Genomic DNA, 22,601 nt, shown 5'->3' with positions numbered 1-22,601 from the left:
ATAATGGAAGAAGCCGTGATGAAAATGAAAACAGGCCTTTGCTGGCCATTGGCTGCTTTGTCCTTGGCGTGCATGTCCGCCTGGGCGCAGGAACGTAGTGAAGTTGAGCAGTTAAGCGCGATCTCTGTGACCGCCTCGGGATTCGCTCAGGAAGTGGTGAACGCTCCGGCATCCATCACCGTGATTCCGCGCGAAGAACTGGAGGGGAAACGCTTTGAATCCTTGGCCGATGCCTTGCGCCAGGTGCCGGGCGTCAGCGTTTTAGGTGGCGATAAAGGGGCAATCTCGATTCGCGGCATGGAATCCGAACACGTGCTGGTCTTGATTGATGGTCGTCGTCAGGACATGCGCCAGATCACCATGAAGGGTGGGGTGTCCGAAGCGCTGGACATGAACTGGATTCCCCCGCTGGAAGCTATTGAGCGTATCGAAGTAGTGCGTGGCCCCATGTCGACCTTGTACGGTTCCGAGGCGTTGGGCGGGGTGATCAATATCGTGACACGCAAAGTGGCCGATAAATGGCACGGCTCGCTGACGGGTGGCTATACCTTGCAGGACAGTGGCTCGGCTGGAAATAGCGGTTCTGCTGATCTGTACCTGTCCGGCCCCATCGTGCCGGGGCGTTTGGGTTTGCAGTTCTGGGGCTATCACAAGCAACGTCAGGAAGATCAGGTTCTGAATGGCTTTGCGCGTGCCAAACGTCAAAACGGCACAGTACGCTTGTGGGCGACTCCCAATGACAATCACGAGTTCATGTTTGAAGCCGGCCGCACCACTCAGCATTTCTGGACCACCCCTGGCAAGTCCTTGGCATTGACGGGCAAGGAAAATGAGAACGAGTATGTGCGCGACAGCTATACGCTGGCACACACGGGCCGTTGGGGCAGCTTTGATACGGAGCTGAGCCTGAACCGTGAACAAGCCTATCGTGAAGGTCCAACTCAAAGCGCCCGCCCTGATATCCGCAATACCGTGATTGATGGCAAGCTCACCCTGCCTTTGGCCGATCACATGCTGGTAGGTGGTTTCCAGTGGCGCAAGAGCGAGCTGAAGGCCGATGGCTACTACGCCAATCCGAATGGCGCAGGTGTGGATACTTCCGTGCGTGAATACTCCCTGTTTCTGGAAGACGAATGGAGCCTGAATCCATCCTTTGCCCTGACCGGCGGCGTGCGCATGGATGACAACGAGTTCTATGGTCGTCACTGGACTCCCCGTTTGTACGGTGTCTGGAGCGCAACAGATGCATGGACGCTGAAAGGCGGTATCGCCAAGGGCTTCAAGTCCCCGACCATTATGCAAAGCAATCCGCAAATCGGTTTGCCACAGCGTGGCGGCGCCTATACCTGGGGTAATCCGGATCTGGAACCTGAAGTCAGCACCAACGTCGAGTTGGGCCTGTACTTTGACGACGGCGGTCCTTTGAGCGCCAACGCCACCTTGTTCCACACCCGCTACAAGAACAAGATCGCCAATACCGGCTCGCGTCAGCTCTATTACCCCGATGGCCGTCCTGTGCCACCGGATCCGTATACCAACAGCATGTACAGCACCTACTTCAATATCACGGAAGCACGGGTGCAGGGTCTGGAGTTGGGCTTGGCCTACCGCTTTAACGATCAGTGGAAAGTGCGCGGCAGCTATACCTTCACGGACTCCAAGGTCCGTAATGGCAGCGCCACGATTCTGGGCTTTGGCTACCCGCAGTCTGAAGGCCAACCCTTGGTGGCGACCCCACGCAATATGGGCAGCCTGACTGTGGACTGGACCCCGAATGAAGCGGTGTCAGCTTTCTCGACCTTGAATGTGCGTGGCCGGGAAACCAATATTTCCTGGGGACAGGGCGGTGCCGTCAGCGAAAGCATGGGGACGATTGCCACGGTGGATCTGGGAGCCAGCTGGCGTGCCAGAAAAGACCTGAGCTTGAGTGCCGCCGTCTATAACCTGACCGACCGTCGTCGCGATTCGGGTACCAGCGGAGCGTATTCCTACGCGGAAGATGGCCGCCGCTTTTGGTTGCAGGCCGAGTACCGCTTCTAAGCGGGGCTTACTCCTGGGGTTTGGGGCGGCGGCTGATCGTGGAGATCGGTACGCTGACCTCGCCCTGGGTGCTGCGACGACTACGGGCGCGCCAGGCGTGCCCGTACGCAATTTCCAGGCTCAGATGCAAAGTGCCATCCATATGGCGCTGTTTTTCCAGCGCATTGAGCAGGCGTTGACGCCAGGGCAGGGTGCTCAGGCTGGCCTTGCGTTGGGGGTGCGGATTGCCGCCCAGCAGACGCAAATCATCCAGCAGTTTTTCAGCGCTGCGATACGTCAGCGTCACAACTTCCTGATCCATCACGGGATCAGCAAAACCGTTTTCCAGCAGCAGATCGCCAAAGTCGTGCATGTCCACGAACTCCAGCGTTTTCGTGCCCAGATCCGCTTGCTCCATGGCACTGCGCAGCTCGGCAAAAGAGCCGGGGCCTAAACAGGAGAACATGACCAGCGTTTCGGGTTTCAGCAGGCGGTTCCATTCAGCCAGAACCCGATGCGGTTCCGGGTGCCAGTGCAAAGCCATATTCGACCAGACCAGCTCCTGGCTTTCTGCGGGCAAGCCGCTATTGGCCATATCGGCCTGAACCCAGTTGGCGGCAGGAGTAGGCTGATTGCGCAGCTTTTGCCACAGGCTAGGTTTGGACTGGTAGCGCTCGCGGGCCACTTCCAGTAGCTTGGCGCTGCGATCCAGGCCGGTGTAGTTCATGTCCGGGTAGCGGGAACGCAAGGGTTCCAGCGCATGGCTGGCACCACAGCCGGCATCCAGAATATGAGTAGGCTGCAAGCGCACCAAAGCCAGCCGGGACAACATCCGTTGCGCGACTTCACCATAAAGAAACTGAGCGTGATCCAGGGGAGCGCGGCGATTGAATTGCTGCTCGACGTGGGCGGAGTTGATTGGTAAAGAAGGTAACTGGGACATAGTTGCGCGGACGTTGCTGGCCTGGATCAGTGGCATGTGCTGTGATCGGATCAGCCTGGCTCTGAAAGGTAATGATCTATTATGGCGCATCCCCTGTTTCGGCGCGAGCCGACCCACCGTCTTGTAGGGATTCCACTGCTGGCACGGCCTTGTGTGCTGTGTGGATTACGTTCACAAAGCGGCGCGCTGTGCGGCTTTTGTCGACACGCGCTGGCAACACCCGCCCAGGATTTACGCTGTCCGCGTTGTGCTCTGGCCTTGCCGCCCTTGGCTTTGCTGGCCTGTCCGGATTGCGGAGCAGGGCAATTGTCCCTGCAAGCGACGGTTGCCGGATTCGACTATGAACATCCTGGCGATATGTTGATACATGCGTTTAAAATTTCCCGTCGGCTGGAAATGGCAGCGGTGTTGGCAGAGCTGATGGTGCAGCAATGGCGTAGGCATGGGCCTGTGCTGAATGCAGCTTGCCGGGTCATACCCGTGCCTTCGCAAGGCCGCGCCTTGCACCGTCGGGGCTTCAATCCGGCAGCCGTGCTGGCCAAGCGCGTGGCGCATGCACTGGGCTTGGCAGCGCGTTTGCATATCGTCACGGCGCAGCCACGGCATGAGCAGGCCCAGAAAACCTTGGGGCGACAGGCTCGCAGGCAGGCCATGCGGGGTGCTTTTAGCGTGCTGGAGTCGCTGCAAGGGCAGGATGTACTGCTGGTTGATGATGTGCTGACCACCGGAGCCACCTTGGATGCCCTGGCGCGGGCCTGCCGTCTGGTGGGTGCACAGTCTGTTTATGCCTTGGTCGCTGCACGGGCTCCCTGGAAATTGAAGGTCTCCTAGCCCTGTATACTTCGTCGCTTGTTCGCGGCTTTCTCTGCACTTTTTAGGTTTTTCATGTTTCATATCGTCCTGGTTTCGCCCGAGATCCCTCCCAACACGGGTAACGTCATTCGACTGGCGGCCAATACGGGCTGTGTCCTGCATCTGGTGCGGCCCCTGGGCTTTGAACTGGAAGACAGCAAGCTGCGTCGTGCTGGGCTGGATTATCACGAGTGGGCGCAGGTGAAGGTGCATGACAGCCTGGAAGAAGCCTTGCAGGCCACGGGTTCGGCGCCTGATCGCGCGTTTGCCCTGACCACGCGTGGCAGTCATTTGCTGGCCGAACAAAGCTTTCAGCCGGGTGATGTGTTTGTGTTTGGCCGCGAAACCGCAGGCTTGTCTGCCGAGCAACTTGCACTGTTTCCTAAGGAACAGCGGATTCGCCTGCCCATGTTGACGGGCCAACGCAGCTTGAACCTGTCCAACGCCGTGGCAATTTGTGTTTTTGATGCCTGGCGGCAAGCGGGTTATGAAGGTGGTGTTTAAGTTTGGGCAAGGGCAAGCAGTCAGCTTGAGTCTTGGATCGAGGTGCTACATCATATTTATCATGTAGCAGTGGGTACGATGGATTCTGTTTAAGTGATGAGGGCCGGAAAATCTAGTGTTGGAAGTTTTTTATGTGCCTTCACGCCCCACGTATCAGGATCAATAGGCTGAAGTTTGTCGCGGGAAACGTTGATTTACACGTATTTATTTTCTGTTGATATCCTCAAAAAAAACGGCCCTGCAAACGAAGAGTTTGCAGGGCCGTTTTTGATCGAATCCAGTTGCCGTTTTATTCCAGCGACAGGTTCAGGCGCTCAATCACTTCATCCCAGCGCGCTTTGTCGGCAATGATCTTGTCCGTCAACTCTTGAGGAGTAGAAGGCTCGGACGAGAAGTAAAAGGCGTTGAGTTTGGCCTTGATGTCGTCGCGTTGCAGGATAGTGGTGATTTCCTGGTTCAGGCGTTTGACCACATCATCCGAGGTGTTGTGGGGCACAAAGAAGGCGTCCCAGGAAATTGCCTCGAAGTTTTCCAGACCGGCTTGCGCCATGGTGTCCAGACCGGGCAGCAATTCGCTGGGCTGCAAGGACGTCACGGCCAGGGCTTTCACCTTGCCTGCTTCAACTTGCGGCATGGCAATGCCTGGCACCATGAAGGCGGCGTCAATGTCACCACCAATAATGGCGGTCAGGATTTGTGGAAAGCCCGAGTAGGGGATTTGTTCCAGCTTGATATCAACCGCATGTTCCAGCATGGCCATGGCCAGGTGAGCCGAGCTGCCGGGGCCAACCGAGCCGTAGTTCAATTCGCCGGGACGAGACTTCGCCAGGGCAATGAACTCTTCCACCGTGTTGGCGGGCGAGTTGGCCGGAACGACCAGCACGTTGGGGCTGGTGCCAATCATGGAGATGGCCTGCAAGTCTTTCAGCGGATCGTAGCCCAGCGAGGTCTTGTACAGGGTGGGGGCGGTCACCATGGGACCATTGATGGTCAGCAGCAAGGTGTAGCCGTCGGGTTTGGCGTGCGCTACAAAGCGCGTGCCGATATTGCCGCCAGCACCGGGACGGTTATCAACAATGACAGTCTGGCCCAAGGCTTGGGACAGGGGCTCGGAAATGGCGCGGGCCAGGGCGTCAGGCGAGGAGCCTGCCGGGAAAGGCACAACCATTTGAATGGGACGCTCGGGCCAGCTGGATTGGGCCAGAGCCGATTGAGCCAGCAAACCAGTGCAGGCCAGCCCCAGGACGGAGCGGATCAGAAGATCACGAGAACGAGCAAGCAATGACATTGTTTTGATTCTGAGTAAGAGACGGTTGACCGCAGGTCTGGCAGCGTGGATGAGGTGCCAGATCGGGCAGACGAAGGTATTAGTGGCCTTCTTGCTTTGCCTCGCGGGTGAGCAAGGCGTGGACAGCTTCGCGCGGGGCCAGTTGTTCAAACAGGATCTGGCAGACCGCTGCGGTAATCGGTAATTCAATCTGGTGCGCCCGGCCCATTTCCAGAACCGAACGGGCACAGCGTACACCTTCGGCGGTAATGCCGGTGGCCAGGATGCTGTCCAGGCTTTCACCTGCACCCAGCGCCAGGCCCACTTGGCGGTTACGGGACAATTCGCCCGTGGCCGTCAGGACCAGATCTCCCAGACCCGCCAGGCCGGAGAAGGTTTCGGCCTGACCGCCCAGCGCAACACCCAGGCGCTGCATTTCAGCCAGGCCTCGGGTGATCAGGGCGGCACGGGCGTTGTGGCCCAGGCCCAGTGCGTCGGCAATACCACAGGCAATGGCCATGATGTTTTTGACAGCGCCGCCCACTTCCACGCCGATCATGTCGGTGCTGGTGTAAAGACGGGCCTGTTTGCCATGCAAGGCCTCCAGGGCAATGCCGGCCATATCAGCAGGTTCGCAAGCCAGTGTCAGCGCAACAGGCAGGCCTTTGGCGACTTCCAGGGCGAACGAGGGACCAGAGAGCACGGCACGGCCTAACCAGGGATGGTCGGGCAGGCTTTCACGCACAATCTGGTGGGGTAACAAGCCGCTTTCCTGATGGAAACCTTTACAGGTCCAGACCAGCAGGACGGGATGGCGGCGTGTGGCAGGCAGGTACTGCGCCAGATCCACACAGGTTTGTGCCAGACCACGCACAGGCACGCCCAGAATCAGCAGGGCGGGGCCGGTGTCATCAGCCAGGGCAAATTCCATGACTTGCTGCAGGCTGTCGCTGGCCTGTAGCGAGTCGGGCAGCACGACATCGGGCAGGTAGGCAGGATTGCGATGATCCTGCCCGATGGCCTGTGCTGTTGATGCTTTGCGCGCCCACACCATCGTGGGAGCCTGGGTGCTGGCCAGGGCGGCCAAGGCCGTTCCCCAGCTGCCTGCGCCCAGGACTGCGACACGAACCGGAGTGTGCGCGTTTGACATCATTAAGCCTGCAAAGGCTGGCCGTCTGCGGAGGCAGATTGCTGGGCCAGACGCTGCTCGTACAGGGACTGGAAGTTCACTTCAGTCAGGTGCAGGGCAGGCAGGGAAGTGCGGTTGATGGCGTCGGCCACGGCAGCGCGCAAGTAGGGGTACAGCATGGTGGGGCACACAATGCCCAGCAGGGGCTCGAGCTGCTCTTCAGGAATGTTGGCAGCTTCGAAGATACCGGCCTGGGTGGCTTCCACCAGGTACATGACCTTGTCGCCAATGCGAGTGGTTACCGTGGCGGTGACGGTGCTTTCGTAGACCGTGTCAGCCAGGCGTTGGCCGCCCACATTGATGGACACTTCCACGGAAGGGGCCTCTTGCTCCAGAAAGATCTGGGGAGCGTTGGGCATTTCGATGGACAGGTCTTTGATGTAGGTGCGCTGCAGGCTGAAGCTGGGTTGTTGAGCTTCTTGTTCAGCGGCTGGGGTGTTCTGGTCGGCCATGGGTGATCCTATGGGATAAAAAAATTGTTAGAAAAAAAATCAGGCAGCCAGCAGAGGCAGCAGGCCACCTTCGCGGTCCAGAGCGGCCAGATCATCGTAGCCACCTACATGGGTGTCGCCAATGTAGATTTGGGGAACGGTACGCCGACCGGTGCGCTCCATCATGAGAGCGCGCTGTTCGGGTTCGCGATCAATCATGATTTTATTGATTTCAGTTACGCCGCGTTGCTTGAGCAGCATTTCAGCGCGCACACAATAAGGGCACACCATTGTGGAGTACATCGTGACTTTTGCCATGAGAGCCTCGTAGAAGGGGGAGCTTACGATTTTTTGACGGGCAGGCTCGATTGCAGCCAACCCTGAATACCGCCTTGCAGTGTGTAGGCTTCGTTGATGCCGTGCTTGCGCAGAACGGCCACGCTGCGCGGAGCGCTGCGACCGGTATCGCACACCAGAATGACGGGCTTGTCTTTGGGCAGCGTGCTGGCCTTGGCGTCAAGGTCGGCAGCAGGAATGTTGCGAGATTGTGCAATTGCCCCAGCTTTGAACTGATCGGCGCTGCGCAGATCAATCAAAATGGCGTCTTTCTGGTTTACCATCTGTACCGCTTCCGAGCTTGAAACTGCGCGTCCCGCACGGCCTTTGAAAAAGCTGGGTATTAACAGCATAATGCCGGCAAGCACCGCAATTGCTAAAATTAGAAGATTGTTCTGACTTAAGATGAAGTCCACGTTAAATCCTGTTGATTACCAAGAAAAGCAAGAAAAAAGGGCAAGATCACACGATTATAGAGTGGCGCCAATTTTTCAACCTCGAGGCTGTTTTTACCATGTATAAACTTGTACTGATGCGGCACGGCGAAAGCCAGTGGAACCTGGAGAACCGGTTTACTGGCTGGACCGATGTCGATCTTACCGAAACCGGGCGTCAACAGGCAAAGCAGGCCGGTGACTTGCTGAAAGAAAACGGTTTTGAGTTCGACCTGGCTTTCGCTTCGGTCCTCAAGCGCGCTATCCGTACTCTGTGGATCGCCCTGGATTCGATGGACGCCATGCACACCCCCGTGGGTTTGAGCTGGCGCCTGAACGAACGCCATTATGGTGCTTTACAAGGCTTAAATAAAGCCGAAACCGCACAAAAGTACGGTGAGGATCAAGTCCTGGTCTGGCGCCGTGCCTACGCGATCGCTCCCGATCCAGTCGCTGAGGACGATCCACGCAACCCGCGTTTTGATGCCCGCTACGCCCGTGTGCCCGCCGATCAGCTGCCTCGCACCGAGTGTCTGCAAGACACCGTGGCCCGCGTGGTTCCTTTCTGGGACGAGTCCATTGCCCCCGCTATCCGCTCCGGCCGTCGCGTACTGGTGACTGCTCACGGCAACAGCCTGCGCGCACTGATCAAGCACCTGGATGGCATCTCCGACGAGGACATCGTTCACCTGAACATTCCTACCGGCCAGCCTCTGGTGTACGAGCTGGACGAGAACCTGCGTCCTATCCGTCATTACTACCTGGGCGACCAGGAAGCGATTGCGGCTCAGATGCAAGCCGTGGCCAATCAGGGCAAGGCGCAGTAAATAATGTGGCGCTACAGCGTTTGCCTGTTGCTGGCAGCCTGGACCTTACCGGCCCTGGCTGCTGATCCGGACTTGGCTGCCCGCCAGGCCCAGGCTCAAAAGCAGCAGGCAGAGCTGCGCCAGAAGATCGAATCGCTGCGCAAAACCATCGACACCAGCGAAAGCTCGCGTCGGGATGCCGCCAATGCCTTGCGCGAATCCGAGCAGGCTATTTCCGATATCGATCGCACGCTGGCTCAGATCGAGCAGCGGCAGGAACAATTGCACCAGCAGTTGGGTACGCTGGGCAAACAGATCAGCGAACAGCAGGTGATCAAAGAGCAACGTCAGCAGGAGCTGGCCGAGCAATTGCGTGCGCAATACGCCAATGGCGTGTCGCCCTGGTCCGCACTGTTGTCGGGCGATGATCCCAATGCCATTAACCGCGAATTGCATTATCTGGGCTACGTCTCGCGTCAGCAGACCGAACAGGTGCATAAAGTCCGCCGCACTGTAGAGCGGCTGGATCGTTTGCAGACTCAGGTTGCCGCGCGTGAAAAAGAGCAGGAACAGCTCGCCACAGAAGCCGCCGCCCAGAAAGTGGCTTTGGAAGAGCAGAAAGAAAAGCGCACCAAGGTGGTGGCTGATATCAGCGCCGAACTGGAACGCCAGCGCGGTCAGGCGGCGAACCTGCAAAGTAATGACAAGCGACTGGGGGATTTGATCTCCGGTCTGGAAACTGAAATTGCCCGACAGGCCGAGCTGGCTCGTCGCGCCGAAGAACAACGTCGACGGGAAGCCGCGCGCCGTGCTGAAGAAGCGCGCAAAGCCGAGCTCGCCCGTCAGCAAGAATTGCAGCGCAAAGCCCAACAGGAGCAGGCCGCCCGTGAACAGGCGCGTCTGGAGCGGGAACGGGAGCTGCTGGAGCGGGCTCGTGCTACGCAACCGCCGCTGCCTCCGGCCTTGCCACGCAAGCAGCCTGAACCTGCTGCACCCCAGCAGCCAGAGCCGGAACCCATGATTCCACGTCCACCGCTGACTTACACGCCGCCGACCACGAACGAGCGCCTCTTGTCAGACAGCCTGGAAGCCTCGTCCGAGCCTAGTGAACCGATCAGCAAACCGGCCGCTCCCAAAGTGCGCGAGGTTCAGGTCGTTGAAGAGCCCGCCGAGCAGGCATCTGCTCCTGCCCTGGAACCAGAAGGGGGTTTCCAGGGTCTGAAACGTGGTCTGCCTTATCCGGTACGTGGCGAAATGCAGGGCAAGTTTGGGGCCGAGCGTCCTGATGGCGGCATTTGGCGCGGGATTGTGTTGCGAGCACAGGCCGGCACCACGGTTCGTGCAGTAGCCCCAGGCCGGGTGGTTTTTGCCAGCTGGATGACCGGTTTTGGCAATTTGCTGATTATTGATCATGGTCGCGATTACTTGAGTGTCTATGCCTATAACCAGAGCACGCTCAAGCAAGTAGGCGATATTGTGGGTCGTGGGGATGCGGTTGCGCGGGTGGGTGCCACCGGCGGACAGGTTGAACCCGGCCTGTACTTTGAGTTGCGCCATCAAGGCAAGCCTATTAATCCGCAGGTTTGGCTGGGCTCCTGAGCCGCTTTTGCCCCAAGCGTTTACTTTTGCTCGCATTTGTTGCGCCGGGTAGCGACTCCAGCCCAGTTCACGCTGGTCGGCGCTTTACGCTACTCTTATAATGCATGGTCGGGCCAGCTCCGCGAGAGGGCCCCGTCTTGAATCTGAAAATAATGGGAATGTGCATGAGCACTCGAAGGATTGGCAGCATTGGTCTAGTGGCAGCAGGTGCTGTGGGCGGTATTTTGATCAGCCTGGGCATTACTGCGGTCGCTCAACGCGGCGAGCCATTGCCTTTGCGCGAACTGCAGCAGTTCGCCAATGTGTTCGCTGCCATCAAGAACACGTATGTGGAGCCCCTGACGGATCAGGCCCTGGTCAATAACGCGATCAAGGGTTTGTTTACCGATCTGGATCCGCACTCGGCCTATCTGGATGCCGACGCTTTCAAGGAAATGGAAGCCATGACTCAAGGCGGCTTTGGCGGCCTGGGTATTGAGATCGGCAGCGAGGACGGGATGCCCAAAGTCATCTCGCCCATTGAAGATACGCCTGCTGCGCGCGCCGGTATTCTGGCGGGCGACATCATTACGCACATCAATGGCAAACCCACCAAGGATTTGAGCCTGAACGATGCCGTCAAGCAAATGCGTGGCGAGCCTAAAACATCGATCAAGCTGACGATACGCCGTGCTGGCCGCGACAAGCCACTGGAATTCAACTTGGTACGCGATGTCATCAAGGTGCGCAGCGTGCGCTCCAAGATGCTGGCTGACGACGTGGCCTACGTACGTATTGCCCAGTTCCAGGAACGCACGGCTGCTGATCTGGTCAAGCAGTTGTCCGAAGTTCATAAAGGCCCAGGCGCCCCGAAAGGCTTGGTAATTGACCTGCGCAATGACCCCGGTGGCTTGCTGGAAAGCGCCATTGGCGTGTCTTCCGCCTTCCTGGATTCGGGTTCGCTGGTGGTTTCCACCAAGGGCCGCATTCCTTCGTCCAACCGCGAGTACTACGTCAAATCCATGCAGTCCGTACTGGGCGAGCTGGATACGGATGCGGATGTTCTGAAGAAACTGGATTGGCTCAAGAACGTGCCTATCGTGGTGCTGGTGAACGTGGGTTCGGCCTCGGCGTCGGAAATTGTCGCCGGTGCTTTGCAGGACCACAAACGCGCCACCATTATCGGTAACCGCACTTTCGGCAAGGGCTCGGTGCAAAGTGTGGTCCCTCTGTCCGAGGAATCGGGCCTGAAATTGACGACCGCCTTGTACTACACACCGAACGGTACTTCCATTCAGGTAACGGGCGTACAGCCGGACGTGGTGGTGGATGACACCGCCCAGGGCAATCTGTTCCGCCTGCCGCGCGAAGTGGACTTGAAGCGTCATCTGGTCAATAGCAAAGTGGACGAAACTACCGAAGAAGAACAGTCTGATCTGGGCATGAGCCCGGAATTCAAAATGTTTGAATTCGGTGGTGATGACGACTTCCAGTTGCAGCAAGCGCTGAACCATTTGGCTGGCCGTCCTGTGATCAAGAATGATCCCGCCAAAGTGGCTGCCGCCAAGGAAGCTGCTGCCAAGCGCGAAAAGGAAGTAGAGTCCGAGTCGCCAGAAAAAAAAAGTCCCCTGAATCAGCAACCCAGCGTTGAGCGGTTCCGAATCACCCCCAAGGGGCTCGAACCGGTAAACCCGTAAATACAGGTTCCTGACGTGGAAGATCAGCAACTACTGCGCTATGCGCGGCATATTCTGCTCGATGAATTCGGGGTAGAAGCGCAGGAGCGGATTCTGGCCTCCCGCATTCTGGTTGTTGGAGCCGGGGGACTGGGTTCCCCCGTGGTGGCTTATCTGGCTGCCTCGGGTGTCGGCTCCATCATTCTGGTGGATGATGACCAGGTGGAACTGAGCAATCTGCAGCGTCAGATTGCCCACACCACCGATCGCCTGGGTTGGGACAAGGTCGAGTCTGCCAAGCTGCATATCGAGCAGCTCAATCCTGAAGTGAAGGTAACGCCCGTCGTTCAACGTCTGGACGAGGCGGGCTTGATGCATTGGGTTCAGCAAGTGGATCTGGTGCTGGATTGCTGCGACAACTTCGCCACCCGCCATGCCATCAACCGTGCCTGCGTGGCACTGCGTAAACCATTGGTGTCAGGTGCGGCGATTCGTTTTTCGGGCCAGGTCAGTACTTACGACTTGCGTCAGCCCGAGGCGCCTTGCTACCACTGCCTGTTCCCTGAAGCGGATGATGTCGAGGAACTGCGCTGCGCCACCACAGGCGTTCTGTCGCCTTTGTTGGGTATGGTGGGGAGTGCACAGGCAGTCGAGGCCTTGAAGCTGTTAGGCGGCTTCGGAGAGCCCCTGGTGGGCCGTTTGCTCAGCGTGGATGCTTTCAATATGAATTGGCATACCGTGCGTTTCCGCAAAGACCCGGCTTGCCCAGTATGCGGTTCAGCAGCCGCTGAACACGCCGATCACACTTGATCCGTTTCTGATCGCTGCTTCACGACTCCAGGCCATGACCATAAAAATGGCCTGGCGTGATGCCAAAGCGTCGTCGAAACTGGCGGTGAAAGTAGGACAGATCCGAAAATCCCACTGAATACGCGACTTGCGCCACCGTGTTGGACGGTGTCTGGCGCAGCAGCTGTGCGGCTGCGTCCAGCCGCAGCTGCATCAATTGGGCGGTAAAGGTGCTTCCCTGTGTTTTGAACAGTTCCTGCACGGTACGAGGTGCCATGCCCAGGTGTTCGGACAGGGCTGCAATATTCAGGGTGGGATCACCCAAGCGGTCAGACAGGTAGCTCAGCGCATCCTCGTAACGTGCCGTGCTTGGGGCAAGCGGGGCAGAGCGCCGCTCGTTAATGCTCATGGCCAGCAAGTCGCGCAGGCAACGCCAGGCCTGATCGTGCTGATTCGCCCGCAAGTCATCGGCAGACAGCAGCAAGCCTTGCAGATAGTGCTCCAGCAAGTGCAGGCTGGCGCCTTGGGCCAAGGGCTGGGCGACGACGTCATTCAAGGGCCCGGTATAGGGCAGCAGCCCATCCAGCGGCAAGCGCAGCGTGGTCATGATGACCTCGTCCACAAAATCCAGTGTGAAGGGGCTGGTGCCCACATTCAGGCTCAGGCTACCGGCAGGCAGCCATTGTTCACGCCCGTTCTGAATCAGGCGGCAGTGGCCTTGCTGATGCACATTCAAGAACAGCCAGGGCTGGTCCGTCTGCGGCCTGCCTGTGCTGACCCGATAAGGCTGCGCGGTCAGCCGGTTGATCGCCACTTCCCCCAGGCGTTGCGAGCGCAAGGTGCCATGAAAGTTCTGCCCGTAGCACTGTGTTTGCACGTGCTGAAAGGACTGTGAAATGGCTTGGGTCCAGAGCTTGGCGCCTTGTCCGGGCGGCAAAGCCTGTGTATCCCAGTGGTAGTTCGTGCTCATGCGGTTTTTTCCGTCTTCTGCGTCATTGTCCAGATTGGGCTGCGCCCCAGTCCACGACACAGAGAGGCAATCGGCTCAAGAATAGTATCTAAGACAGTACTGCATGGTGAGCTATGGCGCACCGCGGTGGCTATCGGGTTTAACCATGAAGGGTGCCCAAAGCGCACCTGGAGACAATACAGGAAAGGAGCAGTCATGACAGAACAGCTAAAGCAGATCTACCCCTACATCAACGGACAGGCCTGGAAGTCGGAAGGCCAATCGCATAAGGATCTGGTGAATCCCTACACGGGCAAGCCGCTGGCCCGCGTTTTTCTGGCGACCAAGCAGGATATTGAGGAAGCGCTGGCCAGTGCAGAACGCGCCCAGCGTGTCTGGGGCAAGATGCTGGCCCGTGAACGTGAGGCCATCCTGTGCCGTGCGGCCGACATTGTGGAACGCCGCCGCGACGACATCGTGCGTGTGCTGGTTGAAGAGGGTGGTAACGTCTTTGGCAAGGCCATGTTCGAGTGCGATTACATCGTCAGCACCTTCCGTATTGCCGCAGGCCAGACCCGCGATATTCGCGGTGAAACCATGCCTTCGGACCTGCCAGGCCGTATTTCCATGAGCATTCGCCGTCCTTTGGGCGTGGTGGCCGGGATTGGTCCTTTCAATGCCCCCTTGCTGCTCAACGGAAAGAAACTGGCGCCTGCGCTGGCAGCCGGTAACAGCTTCATTCTGAAGCCTTCGCCACATACGCCTATGGCCGCCCTGATGTTTGCCGAGATTCTGGAAGAAGCCGGTCTGCCCCCAGGTGTGTTGACTGTTCTGCTGACCACGGACGAAGCCCTGGGCGATACCTTGTTCTCCGATCCTCGCGTCAAATTGGTGACCTTTACAGGCTCGGCTCGTGTGGGCCGTATCCTGGCGGATCTGGCTGGCCGTCATCAAAAGCGCATTGTGCTGGAGTTGGGCGGTAAAAGCCCGGTGGTGGTGCTGGATGATGCCACGCTGGATTACGCCGTGCGCTCCGCTGCTTTCGGCATCTATTTCAACCAGGGTCAGGTGTGCATGGCCAACTCGCGCATTATTGTGGAGCAGGGCATTTACGATGCGTTCTGCGAAGCCTTTGCCAAACAGGTTGCCCGCATTCCTACAGGCGACCCTGCATTGCCACAAACCGCCGTCGGGCCGCTGATCAGCTCCGAGCAGGCCGATTTTGTGCAGGCCCACATTCAGGATGCCGTCTCCAAGGGCGCAACCCTGTTGGCAGGTGGTGGCCGCGAAGGCAATGTGATTCAGCCTACGGCCTTGTGCGATGTGACTCCGGACATGCACCTGTACCACGAAGAGACTTTTGGCCCTGTGGCAGCCATCTACAAGGCGCGCGACTATGAACACGCCCTGGAAATGGCCAATGACACTTCATACGGCTTGTCCTCCGCCATCCTGACCAATGATCTGCAAAAGGCCATGGATTTTGCCGAGCGCATTGAGGCAGGTTCGGTTCACATCAACGACAACTCTTTTGATGATGATCCGAACGCGCCTTTCGGTGGTTTCAAGGACAGTGGCTACGGCAAGGAAAATGGCCGCTACTCGATTGCGGACATGACCGAATTGAAGTGGGTCACCATCCAGCAAGGGGAGCGCCAGCTGGCTTTCTAAGCAGGCTTAGGGACGTGGCCAGTTTTTGACCAGTTGCGCGATGCGGTTGATGCGATGGTCAACATACGGGCTGCGTCCATGATACAGAGCGCTGAACGGGGTGCCCGCGTTATAGATATGGATGGTTTGCATCCCTAGCTGGCGGGCACTTTTCAAATTGCGCAGGGTATCTTCAACCAGAACAATGTCGCGGGCCTGGGATTTCAGCACGGCCAGCGCCTGCTTCATCAATGCCTGGGACGGCTTGGGTCTGTAGCGACCTTGCAGCTGCATGTGTTCAATCGCCCACAAGCCGTCAAAAACAGGCAGCAGATCCAGAGATTGCAAGACACGCTGTGCGTAGTCCAGCGGTGCATTGGTCAGCAGCAACTTGTAGCCGGGCAGACGACGCAATTGGGACGCCAGACCGCGTTCTGCGCTGATCAGGGACGGCACATCAAAATCGTGAGCGTGTTTCAGGAAGGTCGCCGGGTCCGCACCATGATGACGGTGCAGGCCAATCATGGTGGCGCCGTAACGCTTCCAGTATTCCAGCCGCAGCCGGTCGGCCTCGTCCATATCCACCCCCAGCGTTTGCGCCACGCCGATGCGCATGCGCCCATCAATCGCTTGGAAAATGCCTTTGGAGGCATTGTGCAGGGTGTTATCCAGATCAAACAGCCAGATGGTTTCATCTGGCTGACAGGCTGACAAAGGCCGCGCCCAGGCATGGGCACGGATAGGAGCGCGCACGGATTAATGCGAGCTGATCATGGTGCCAACACCACGGTCAGTCAGGATTTCCAGCAACAGGCAGTGGGGGACACGGCCGTCAATGACATGTACGGAGTTGACGCCATTGCGTGCTGCATCTAGGGCCGAAGAGATCTTGGGCAGCATGCCGCCGGAGATCGTGCCGTCAGCGAACAGTTCGTCAATAGTCTGGGCCGACAGACGGCGCAACAACTGGCCTGCCTTGTCCAGCACACCGGGGGTGTTGGTCAGCATGACCAGTTTTTCAGCGCTAAGCACTTCGGCCATCTTGCCGGCAACCACGTCGGCATTGATGTTGTAGGCCTGACCGTCCTCGCCGTAACCGATTGAAGAGATCACGGGGATGAACTGATCGTCCTGCAGGGCTTTGACCACTTCAGGCTGGATGCTTTCAATATCACCCACAAAGCCAATATCCAGCAGCTCGCCAGGGTGTTCGGCATCGGGCAGCATTTTCTTGGTGACGCGAATCATGCCGCCGTCTTTTCCGGTCAGACCCACCGCCTTGCCGCCGGCTTCATTAATCATCATCACGATGTCCTGCTGCACCTGCCCGCCCAGCACCCACTCCACCACTTCCATGGTTTCTGCATCGGTGACGCGCATGCCCTGAATGAAGGTGCCTTCTTTGCCTACCCGTTTGAGAGCGTCATTGATCTGGGGACCACCACCGTGCACCACAACGGGGTTCAGGCCAACCAGCTTGAGCAAGACGACGTCATGGGCAAAGCTGCGCTGCAAGGCTTCTTCGGTCATGGCGTTGCCACCGTACTTGATGACAACGGTCTTGCCGTGGAAGCGACGAATATAGGGCAGGGCCTCGGACAAAACTTCTGCTTTGACGGTCGAGGAGTAATTCTGCGAATCTGTGGTGCTCATTGATGCGCTCACTTGAAGAAAACCCGGGTCCACTGCTGGTACCCGGGGTTATGTGGCTGGGGGCAGAAACAGGCTCTTAGCTGCTGGCGAGGGCTTTTTCGACGGTGGCAATAAATTCCTGCTTGTCGTAGTTACCCAGGTAACGCTTGATGATGTGGCCCTGTTTGTCGAGTAAAAAGGCGGTGGGTGTCAGACGGACATCCCCAAAAGCCTTGGCGATTTCGCCCTTGTCGTCATGGACAACCGTGAACGGCAGTTGGCGGGATTGGGTGAAGTTGCGCACGTAATTGATGGGGTCGTGCTTCATGGCCACGGCCACAATATCAAAGCCTTTGCCGGACAAGGCATTGAAGTTCTCAATGTTGTCAGGCATTTGCGCCACGCAAGTGGTGCAGTCCGTGGCCCAGAATTTCACCAGGACGACCTTGCCTTGCAAGTCTTTGGTTTCAAAGTGCTTGCCATTGATGTCGGTAAAGGCAACATCCGGGGCGCCGGTCTTGGCGCTGCCGGACATGGTCCAGACGCCCAGACCTACGGCAATGGCAACAGCAAGGGCAATGATGACTACTTTTTTCATTGGACGGGCATAACTTCTACAGAGGAGGCGGGTGCAGGTTCAGCTGCAGGGGCCGCTGTGCCAGAGCTGTTGCCTGGCTGATTATTGGTGCTCAAAGGCTGTGCCAGGCTTTCAGCGCTGACGTACTCAAAGAGTTTAGCCACTTTGTTCACGCCAGGGACACTGGAGGCGGCAATCGCGGCGCGTTCGCCTTCTTCGTGGGTGACGCGGCCCAGCAGGTAGACAACGCCACGCTCGGTGGTGGTGGAGATCGTGCGGCTAGGAACGTCTTTGGCGTTCAGCAAGGCGGTGCTGACGCGGGTGGTGATCCAGGAATCGTTCGAGCGTACGCCCAAGGCGGTAGGTTCGCCCACACGCAGTTCGTTGACTACGCGGGTGACCTTATCAACCTTGGAAACCAGACGGGCGGCTTCTTCCTTGTCGGCCTGGGTAGGCACATCGCCCGTCAGCAGGGCAACCCCGGCGTAAGACGTGGTGTTGATGCGGCCTTCCTTGTTTTCCAGCAGACGACGTGTTTCCGCACCGGCTTTCATGACAATGGTCTTGTCCTCGACCTGCTCGCCCGTGGTGCGGCGGTCAGTAGCGACAACGGCGGTTGTGGCAGCAGCGCCGCCAACTACCAGCAGACCGCAGCCACTCAGGGCGGTGCTGGCCAGCAAGGCGGCCAGAATCAAACGGTGTTTCATAGTGGATCTCCGAGCAGCAGCGCATCAATGCCATCGCACATGGCGTGCAACAGAACAATGTGTACTTCCTGAATACGCATGGTTCGATCGTGCGGGACGCACAGATGGATGTCGGTATCCGAGAGCAGGTCAGCGATTTGTCCGCCGCCTTTGCCGGTCAGGGCAATGATGACCATATCGCGCTCGCGAGCCGCTTCAATGGCGCGGATCACGTTTGGCGAATTGCCGCTGGTGGAGATGGCCACCAGAATATCGCCAGTCTGGCCCAAGGCGCTGACCTGGCGTTCAAAGATGCTGTCAAAGCCATAGTCATTCCCCACCGCCGTCATGATGGAGGTGTCGGTATTCAAGGCAATGCCAGCCAGGGGCAAACGGTCGCGCTCAAAGCGGCCCACCAGCTCAGCAATAAAGTGCTGGGCGTCGGCTGCTGATCCGCCGTTTCCGCAGGCCAGAATCTTGCCGTCGTTGGCCAGGGTGGCAAACAACAGCTCGACAGCGGCGGCCAAAGGTTCGGCCAGTTCGCGTGTGCTGGCTTTGAGAGTATCGACGGAATCGTCGAAATGCGAAGTCATTAAGGCGATAAGGTCCATAGCGCGCATTATCGCACGGAGAATTTCCCCGTGGGGCAGGCAGATCGTGTCATGTTGAAAAAAACGCCACGGTATTGAAACCAGATGCTGTAACAGGGCCGAAATACGGGGTGGCAGCCAGGATTTTTGTATGAGACAGCGCTTTTGTCTGAAAATTCCCCAGGTCGCTTGGCTGTTTTTATTTTTTAGCCTTGTTCGAAGGCGTTCTGTACCCAGCTCAGGGTTTCGCCTTCAATGGCGATGACGTCAAAGCGGCAGGCGGGCAGCTTGCCCTGGAAATAGCGTTGGCATAAGGTCGGCAGCCATTGTTGGGCTGTCAGGATCAAGCGCCGTTGCTTGTCCCGGTTTACACTGGCAAGCGCCCCGCCGTAGCCCTTGTGATTGCGCTGGCGCACTTCCAGAAAGACAAGATGACCTTGATGCCACAGAACCAGGTCAATCTCCCCAAAGCGGGCACCCAGTTGACGGGCCAGAATACGAGCGCCGTGCGCGGTGACATGATCGCAGGCGCGCTGTTCAGCCTGATCGCCGCATTGCTGGCTGGGAGAGCGCCGTGGCCTGTCCTTTCTGGCCGCAGGACGACTACGCTGTCTGCGCCGCAGTTGCCGGTTTTGAGCCTGGCGAGCGTATTCAAAGGGATTCATAGGGATACACGATGATCAATAAGCAGGATCGAGCATGAGCGATACCGAAAACCGAACAGGGAATGCTGGCGTCTGGCAAAGCATGATGGACAAGGTGCAAGGCCAGGTCTGGCCGCAGTCTTGCCTGTATGTAGTGGCCACGCCCATTGGCAATATGGGAGACCTTAGCCTGCGTGGCTGGCAGGCGCTGGAACTGTGCGACATTATTGCGGCAGAGGATACGCGGGCCACGCGTCCTTTCTTGCAAGCCTGGGGCATACAAACGCCTTTGATGGCGGCACACCGCCATAACGAAGCGCAGGCCGCTCAGGCGATTATCGAGCGCCTGGAGCAGGGGCAGCGAGTGGCCTTGGTGTCGGATGCGGGCGCGCCTGCTGTCAGCGACCCCGGCGCTCGCGTAGTGCGCTCAGTGCGGGAGGCGGGTTTTCAGGTAGTGCCTTTGCCCGGTGCTTCGGCAGTCATTACTGCCTTGATGGGCAGTGGTGCAACCAGTGACGAGAACCCCGCGTTTGCCTTTGCCGGTTTCATGCCGCCCAAAACAGTGGCGCGCCGCAAGTGGTTGCAGCATTGGTCCAGCCTGGGGATGCCGGTATTGATGTTTGAGTCTCCCCACCGTCTGCGCGCGGCCTTGCGCGATATGGAAGAGGTGTGTGGCCCGGAGCGTGAACTGACTTTTGCTCGTGAATTGAGCAAGCGTTTCGAGCAGATTCATACCGTGCCTGTGGGGCAGGCTCTGGCCTGGCTGGATGAAGACAGCCATCGCGAGCAGGGCGAGTTTGTCCTGATTCTGCATGATGCTGTGCGCGAAGTGGACGAAGATGCGCCTGCGCTGGATGCCACTACAGAGCGTTGGATGAAAGCCTTGCTGGAACAGGTTTCGCTGCGGGATGCGGCCCGGATTGCCAGCCAGGCGACGGGGATTCCTCGTGATGTTCTGTATGCCTGGGGCTTGGCGAACTCGCCCAAGGACTAGGGCATCGGAGTTTCAGGTCAAACGTAGTGAGCCTGAGCGCAGAATAAAAACAGCCCCTTCAAGGGGCTGTTTTGTTGCCTGGGCTTGGCGTGGTTTAGCGCACGGCAACCGAGGGGCTCAGGCCAGTTTGCTGCTGGATTCGGTAAGCCGCGTTAATGGCTTCGGTCCGATTCTGATACGGGCCAATTTGCACCCGGTACAGATCGTTGTACATCTGTACCTGGGCATCGCGATACTCGATCTGCGCAATCTGGCGGTTCAACTGCTGTGCCAGGGCTGCCGCATTTTCACGGGCCGAAAAAGCGCCAAATTGCAGATACACCCGGTTCTGGCCGGACGGAGCTTGCGGCTTGCTGGCTGCAGCGGGCGAGGATTGCACAATCAACTGCTGATCGTTGGCGTCGCTGCTCCAGCTGGGCGAATCGTCCAGCTCTACCTCTATGTCCTCTTCAGACAAGGCGGCCAGTGCATCGGGCGTGGGTTCCAGTTTTTCGGTAATCACCAGGCTGGGCTTGGGAGCGGGGGCGGCAGGAGCCGGCTTGGGTGCCGGTGCTTCGGCAAGCTCAATTTCACCTCGGCCATAACTGCCACTGCGTATTTCTTCCTGTGTGATGGATTCAACCACCACGGTGCCGCTGCCCGGCGCAATCAGGTCCAGCTTGGCGGCGGCAACGTAGGACAAGTCGATGATGCGAGAGCTATGGAATGGCCCCCGGTCGTTAATACGCACAACAACGGATTTACCCGTTTTGGGCCGAGTCACGCGGGCATAGCTGGGAATGGGCAAGGTGGGGTGAGCGGCGGTCATGGCGTACATATCGTAGGTTTCGCCATTAGCTGTTTTCTTGCCGTGGAACTTGCGTCCGTACCAGGAGGCGGTGCCGGTCTGGGTAAAGGCTTTGTGTGAGGTATGGGGAACAAAGCTTTTGCCGAGCACGGTATAGGGACGGGTATTGCTGCGTGCGATGGGTTCTATTCGGGGAACTGCGTCGGGGGTGGCCTGAAGATTGGCGGGGATTCGGGCGTCGGGGCCATCGTCCTTGTAGTAGCCTCCGCCTCGGGGCGCTGAAACGGTAGCCCCCGATTTGGCTTTGGGCTTGGCGCGTTTGGGGCTGGATGCGCACCCGGCCAGTAAGGCCAGGATGCTCAGGATGGCGCCTAGTTTGCGTAAGGTTGGGCTCATGGGACGGGATTAATGGGCGGTTGATTGCGATGGCGCACCAGCAAGGGGGCGTAATCGGCAAAACGCAGCGCCAGTTGTTCGGTAACGTACACAGAACGGTGTTGACCGCCGGTGCAACCAATGGCGACCGTCAGGTAGTTGCGGGTGTCCTGCATATACAAAGGCAACCAGCGGCGTACAAAGCCGGCAATATCATCCACCATGGTTTCTACAGAACCGAACTGGGCCAGCCATTTGGCAACCGGCTCGTCGCGGCCCGTCATGGGACGCAGCTCCGGGTCGTAGTGGGGGTTGGGCAGACAGCGCACGTCAAAAACCAGGTCTGCATCGCCGGGTACGCCGCGCTTGTAGGCAAAGGATTCGAACGTCAGCACCACGCTGGCGCGATCGGCTTGCACCAGATCCCGAATCCAGGCGCGCAATTGGCCGGGCGTCAGGTCGGTGGTGTCGATAATGTGGCCCAGCTCGCGCAAGGGGGCCGTCATTTCACGCTCAACGGCAATACATTCTTCCAGCGAAGGCGAGCGGCCGTCCTGACGCAAGCGGTCGGTTAGCGGGTGACGGCGGCGCGATTCCGAGTAACGCTGCATCAGGGTATGATCGCTGGCGTTCAGGAACAGGACACGCAGGGAGTAGCCTTCTTCGTTCAGTTTGCTGATGACACCGGGAAGGATGTCCAGATCACCGGCGCCGCGCACGTCAATGGCGACGGCAAGCCGCTCCAGTCCTTGTTCGGCAGAGCGTTCGACAAATTCGGCCAGAAATCGGGGGGGCAGGTTGTCGATGCACAGGTAGCCGGTATCTTCCAGCAGGCGCAAGGCAACTGATTTTCCCGAACCGGATATGCCGGTAATCAATACAACTTTCAGCAT

General features: G+C 58.3%; 24 protein-coding genes. 9 read left to right on the top strand and 15 right to left on the bottom strand.

What is annotated here, in order from left to right; translation table 11 throughout:
• The first annotated feature begins 18 nt into the window (after positions 1 to 18).
• Positions 19 to 2,040, top strand: a complete 2,022-nt coding sequence (locus tag DUD43_RS16715; protein ID WP_153231163.1) for a TonB-dependent receptor domain-containing protein — start codon at positions 19 to 21, stop codon at positions 2,038 to 2,040.
• A 7-nt stretch (positions 2,041 to 2,047) separates the two neighbouring features.
• Here the strand turns inward: DUD43_RS16715 and DUD43_RS16710 are convergent, their stop codons facing one another.
• A complete protein-coding gene (locus DUD43_RS16710; protein WP_228125828.1) occupies positions 2,048 to 2,962 on the bottom strand; it encodes a methyltransferase domain-containing protein in 915 nt (304 codons plus the stop codon).
• Positions 2,963 to 3,043: 81 nt separating this feature from the next.
• Here DUD43_RS16710 and DUD43_RS16705 point away from each other — a divergent pair, with 81 nt between their 5' ends.
• On the top strand, positions 3,044 to 3,793 hold the full coding sequence (locus DUD43_RS16705; protein WP_153231161.1) for a ComF family protein: 750 nt from the start codon (positions 3,044 to 3,046) through the stop codon (positions 3,791 to 3,793).
• Positions 3,794 to 3,847: 54 nt separating this feature from the next.
• Positions 3,848 to 4,318 (top strand): tRNA (cytidine(34)-2'-O)-methyltransferase, encoded by a 471-nt coding sequence (locus DUD43_RS16700; RefSeq protein WP_153231160.1) that lies wholly within the window; start codon positions 3,848 to 3,850, stop codon positions 4,316 to 4,318.
• 289 nt (positions 4,319 to 4,607) lie between these two features.
• On the opposite strand, the gene DUD43_RS16695 is transcribed toward DUD43_RS16700, so the two are convergent.
• The 5 genes from DUD43_RS16695 to DUD43_RS16675 form a co-directional block, all read right to left on the bottom strand.
• Entirely contained in the window at positions 4,608 to 5,606 is a 999-nt protein-coding gene (locus DUD43_RS16695; protein WP_153231159.1) for a Bug family tripartite tricarboxylate transporter substrate binding protein, read from the bottom strand.
• 79 nt (positions 5,607 to 5,685) lie between these two features.
• Complete coding sequence (locus DUD43_RS16690; RefSeq protein ID WP_137430627.1) at positions 5,686 to 6,738, bottom strand: NAD(P)H-dependent glycerol-3-phosphate dehydrogenase; 1,053 nt, start codon at positions 6,736 to 6,738, stop codon at positions 5,686 to 5,688.
• The gene (gene secB, locus DUD43_RS16685) at positions 6,738 to 7,226 is read right to left on the bottom strand and encodes a protein-export chaperone SecB (protein WP_153231158.1); all 489 of its coding nucleotides are present in this window, start codon (positions 7,224 to 7,226) and stop codon (positions 6,738 to 6,740) included. Before secB ends, DUD43_RS16690 begins: the two co-directional genes overlap by 1 nt.
• 39 nt (positions 7,227 to 7,265) lie before the next feature.
• On the bottom strand, positions 7,266 to 7,523 hold the full coding sequence (gene grxC, locus DUD43_RS16680; protein WP_009458616.1) for a glutaredoxin 3: 258 nt from the start codon (positions 7,521 to 7,523) through the stop codon (positions 7,266 to 7,268).
• Positions 7,524 to 7,546: 23 nt separating this feature from the next.
• Positions 7,547 to 7,894 (bottom strand): rhodanese-like domain-containing protein, encoded by a 348-nt coding sequence (locus DUD43_RS16675; protein WP_226349166.1) that lies wholly within the window; start codon positions 7,892 to 7,894, stop codon positions 7,547 to 7,549.
• Between the two features lie 161 nt (positions 7,895 to 8,055).
• Here DUD43_RS16675 and gpmA point away from each other — a divergent pair, with 161 nt between their 5' ends.
• The 4 genes from gpmA to DUD43_RS16655 all read left to right on the top strand — a co-directional run bounded on the left by gpmA (position 8,056) and on the right by DUD43_RS16655 (position 12,845).
• Positions 8,056 to 8,802 carry a 2,3-diphosphoglycerate-dependent phosphoglycerate mutase gene (gene gpmA, locus DUD43_RS16670; protein WP_045929812.1) on the top strand — a complete coding sequence of 249 codons (747 nt, stop codon included), beginning with the start codon at positions 8,056 to 8,058 and terminating at the stop codon, positions 8,800 to 8,802.
• Between the two features lie 3 nt (positions 8,803 to 8,805).
• Positions 8,806 to 10,380, top strand: a complete 1,575-nt coding sequence (locus tag DUD43_RS16665; RefSeq protein WP_153231157.1) for a murein hydrolase activator EnvC family protein — start codon at positions 8,806 to 8,808, stop codon at positions 10,378 to 10,380.
• 164 nt (positions 10,381 to 10,544) lie between these two features.
• On the top strand, positions 10,545 to 12,056 hold the full coding sequence (locus DUD43_RS16660) for a S41 family peptidase (protein ID WP_194273412.1): 1,512 nt from the start codon (positions 10,545 to 10,547) through the stop codon (positions 12,054 to 12,056).
• A gap of 15 nt (positions 12,057 to 12,071) precedes the next feature.
• The gene (locus DUD43_RS16655; RefSeq protein ID WP_088451981.1) at positions 12,072 to 12,845 is read left to right on the top strand and encodes a HesA/MoeB/ThiF family protein; all 774 of its coding nucleotides are present in this window, start codon (positions 12,072 to 12,074) and stop codon (positions 12,843 to 12,845) included.
• Positions 12,846 to 12,864: 19 nt separating this feature from the next.
• Here the strand turns inward: DUD43_RS16655 and DUD43_RS16650 are convergent, their stop codons facing one another.
• Entirely contained in the window at positions 12,865 to 13,794 is a 930-nt protein-coding gene (locus DUD43_RS16650) for an AraC family transcriptional regulator (RefSeq protein WP_153231156.1), read from the bottom strand.
• Positions 13,795 to 13,989: 195 nt separating this feature from the next.
• On the opposite strand from DUD43_RS16650, the gene DUD43_RS16645 reads away from it, so the two are divergent.
• A complete protein-coding gene (locus tag DUD43_RS16645) occupies positions 13,990 to 15,444 on the top strand; it encodes an aldehyde dehydrogenase family protein (RefSeq protein WP_153231155.1) in 1,455 nt (484 codons plus the stop codon).
• A gap of 6 nt (positions 15,445 to 15,450) precedes the next feature.
• Here the strand turns inward: DUD43_RS16645 and DUD43_RS16640 are convergent, their stop codons facing one another.
• The 6 genes from DUD43_RS16640 to DUD43_RS16615 form a co-directional block, all read right to left on the bottom strand.
• On the bottom strand, positions 15,451 to 16,176 hold the full coding sequence (locus DUD43_RS16640) for a pyrimidine 5'-nucleotidase (protein WP_153231154.1): 726 nt from the start codon (positions 16,174 to 16,176) through the stop codon (positions 15,451 to 15,453).
• Between the two features lie 3 nt (positions 16,177 to 16,179).
• Positions 16,180 to 17,076, bottom strand: coding sequence for an acetylglutamate kinase (gene argB / locus DUD43_RS16635; RefSeq protein WP_009458643.1), 897 nt, complete (start codon positions 17,074 to 17,076; stop codon positions 16,180 to 16,182).
• A gap of 76 nt (positions 17,077 to 17,152) precedes the next feature.
• Positions 17,153 to 17,653 (bottom strand): peroxiredoxin family protein, encoded by a 501-nt coding sequence (locus tag DUD43_RS16630; RefSeq protein WP_153231153.1) that lies wholly within the window; start codon positions 17,651 to 17,653, stop codon positions 17,153 to 17,155.
• Entirely contained in the window at positions 17,650 to 18,339 is a 690-nt protein-coding gene (locus DUD43_RS16625; protein ID WP_153231152.1) for a BON domain-containing protein, read from the bottom strand. The genes DUD43_RS16630 and DUD43_RS16625 overlap by 4 nt, the downstream gene beginning before the upstream one ends.
• On the bottom strand, positions 18,336 to 18,929 hold the full coding sequence (locus tag DUD43_RS16620) for a phosphoheptose isomerase (RefSeq protein WP_009458645.1): 594 nt from the start codon (positions 18,927 to 18,929) through the stop codon (positions 18,336 to 18,338). The genes DUD43_RS16625 and DUD43_RS16620 overlap by 4 nt, the downstream gene beginning before the upstream one ends.
• A 185-nt stretch (positions 18,930 to 19,114) precedes the next feature.
• Complete coding sequence (locus DUD43_RS16615; protein ID WP_153231151.1) at positions 19,115 to 19,573, bottom strand: YraN family protein; 459 nt, start codon at positions 19,571 to 19,573, stop codon at positions 19,115 to 19,117.
• A 34-nt stretch (positions 19,574 to 19,607) separates the two neighbouring features.
• Here DUD43_RS16615 and rsmI point away from each other — a divergent pair, with 34 nt between their 5' ends.
• The gene (gene rsmI / locus DUD43_RS16610; protein WP_153231150.1) at positions 19,608 to 20,546 is read left to right on the top strand and encodes a 16S rRNA (cytidine(1402)-2'-O)-methyltransferase; all 939 of its coding nucleotides are present in this window, start codon (positions 19,608 to 19,610) and stop codon (positions 20,544 to 20,546) included.
• Between the two features lie 94 nt (positions 20,547 to 20,640).
• On the opposite strand, the gene DUD43_RS16605 is transcribed toward rsmI, so the two are convergent.
• Positions 20,641 to 21,729, bottom strand: a complete 1,089-nt coding sequence (locus DUD43_RS16605; protein WP_153231149.1) for a septal ring lytic transglycosylase RlpA family protein — start codon at positions 21,727 to 21,729, stop codon at positions 20,641 to 20,643.
• On the bottom strand, positions 21,726 to 22,601 hold the full coding sequence (gene rapZ / locus DUD43_RS16600; protein ID WP_009458649.1) for an RNase adapter RapZ: 876 nt from the start codon (positions 22,599 to 22,601) through the stop codon (positions 21,726 to 21,728). Before rapZ ends, DUD43_RS16605 begins: the two co-directional genes overlap by 4 nt.

Source organism: Alcaligenes faecalis, assembly GCF_009497775.1.
Classification (GTDB): Bacteria; Pseudomonadota; Gammaproteobacteria; order Burkholderiales; family Burkholderiaceae_B; genus Alcaligenes; species Alcaligenes faecalis_D.
The sequence above is the reverse complement of the archived record's forward strand: the minus strand, read 5'-3'. Positions and strand labels throughout refer to the sequence as shown.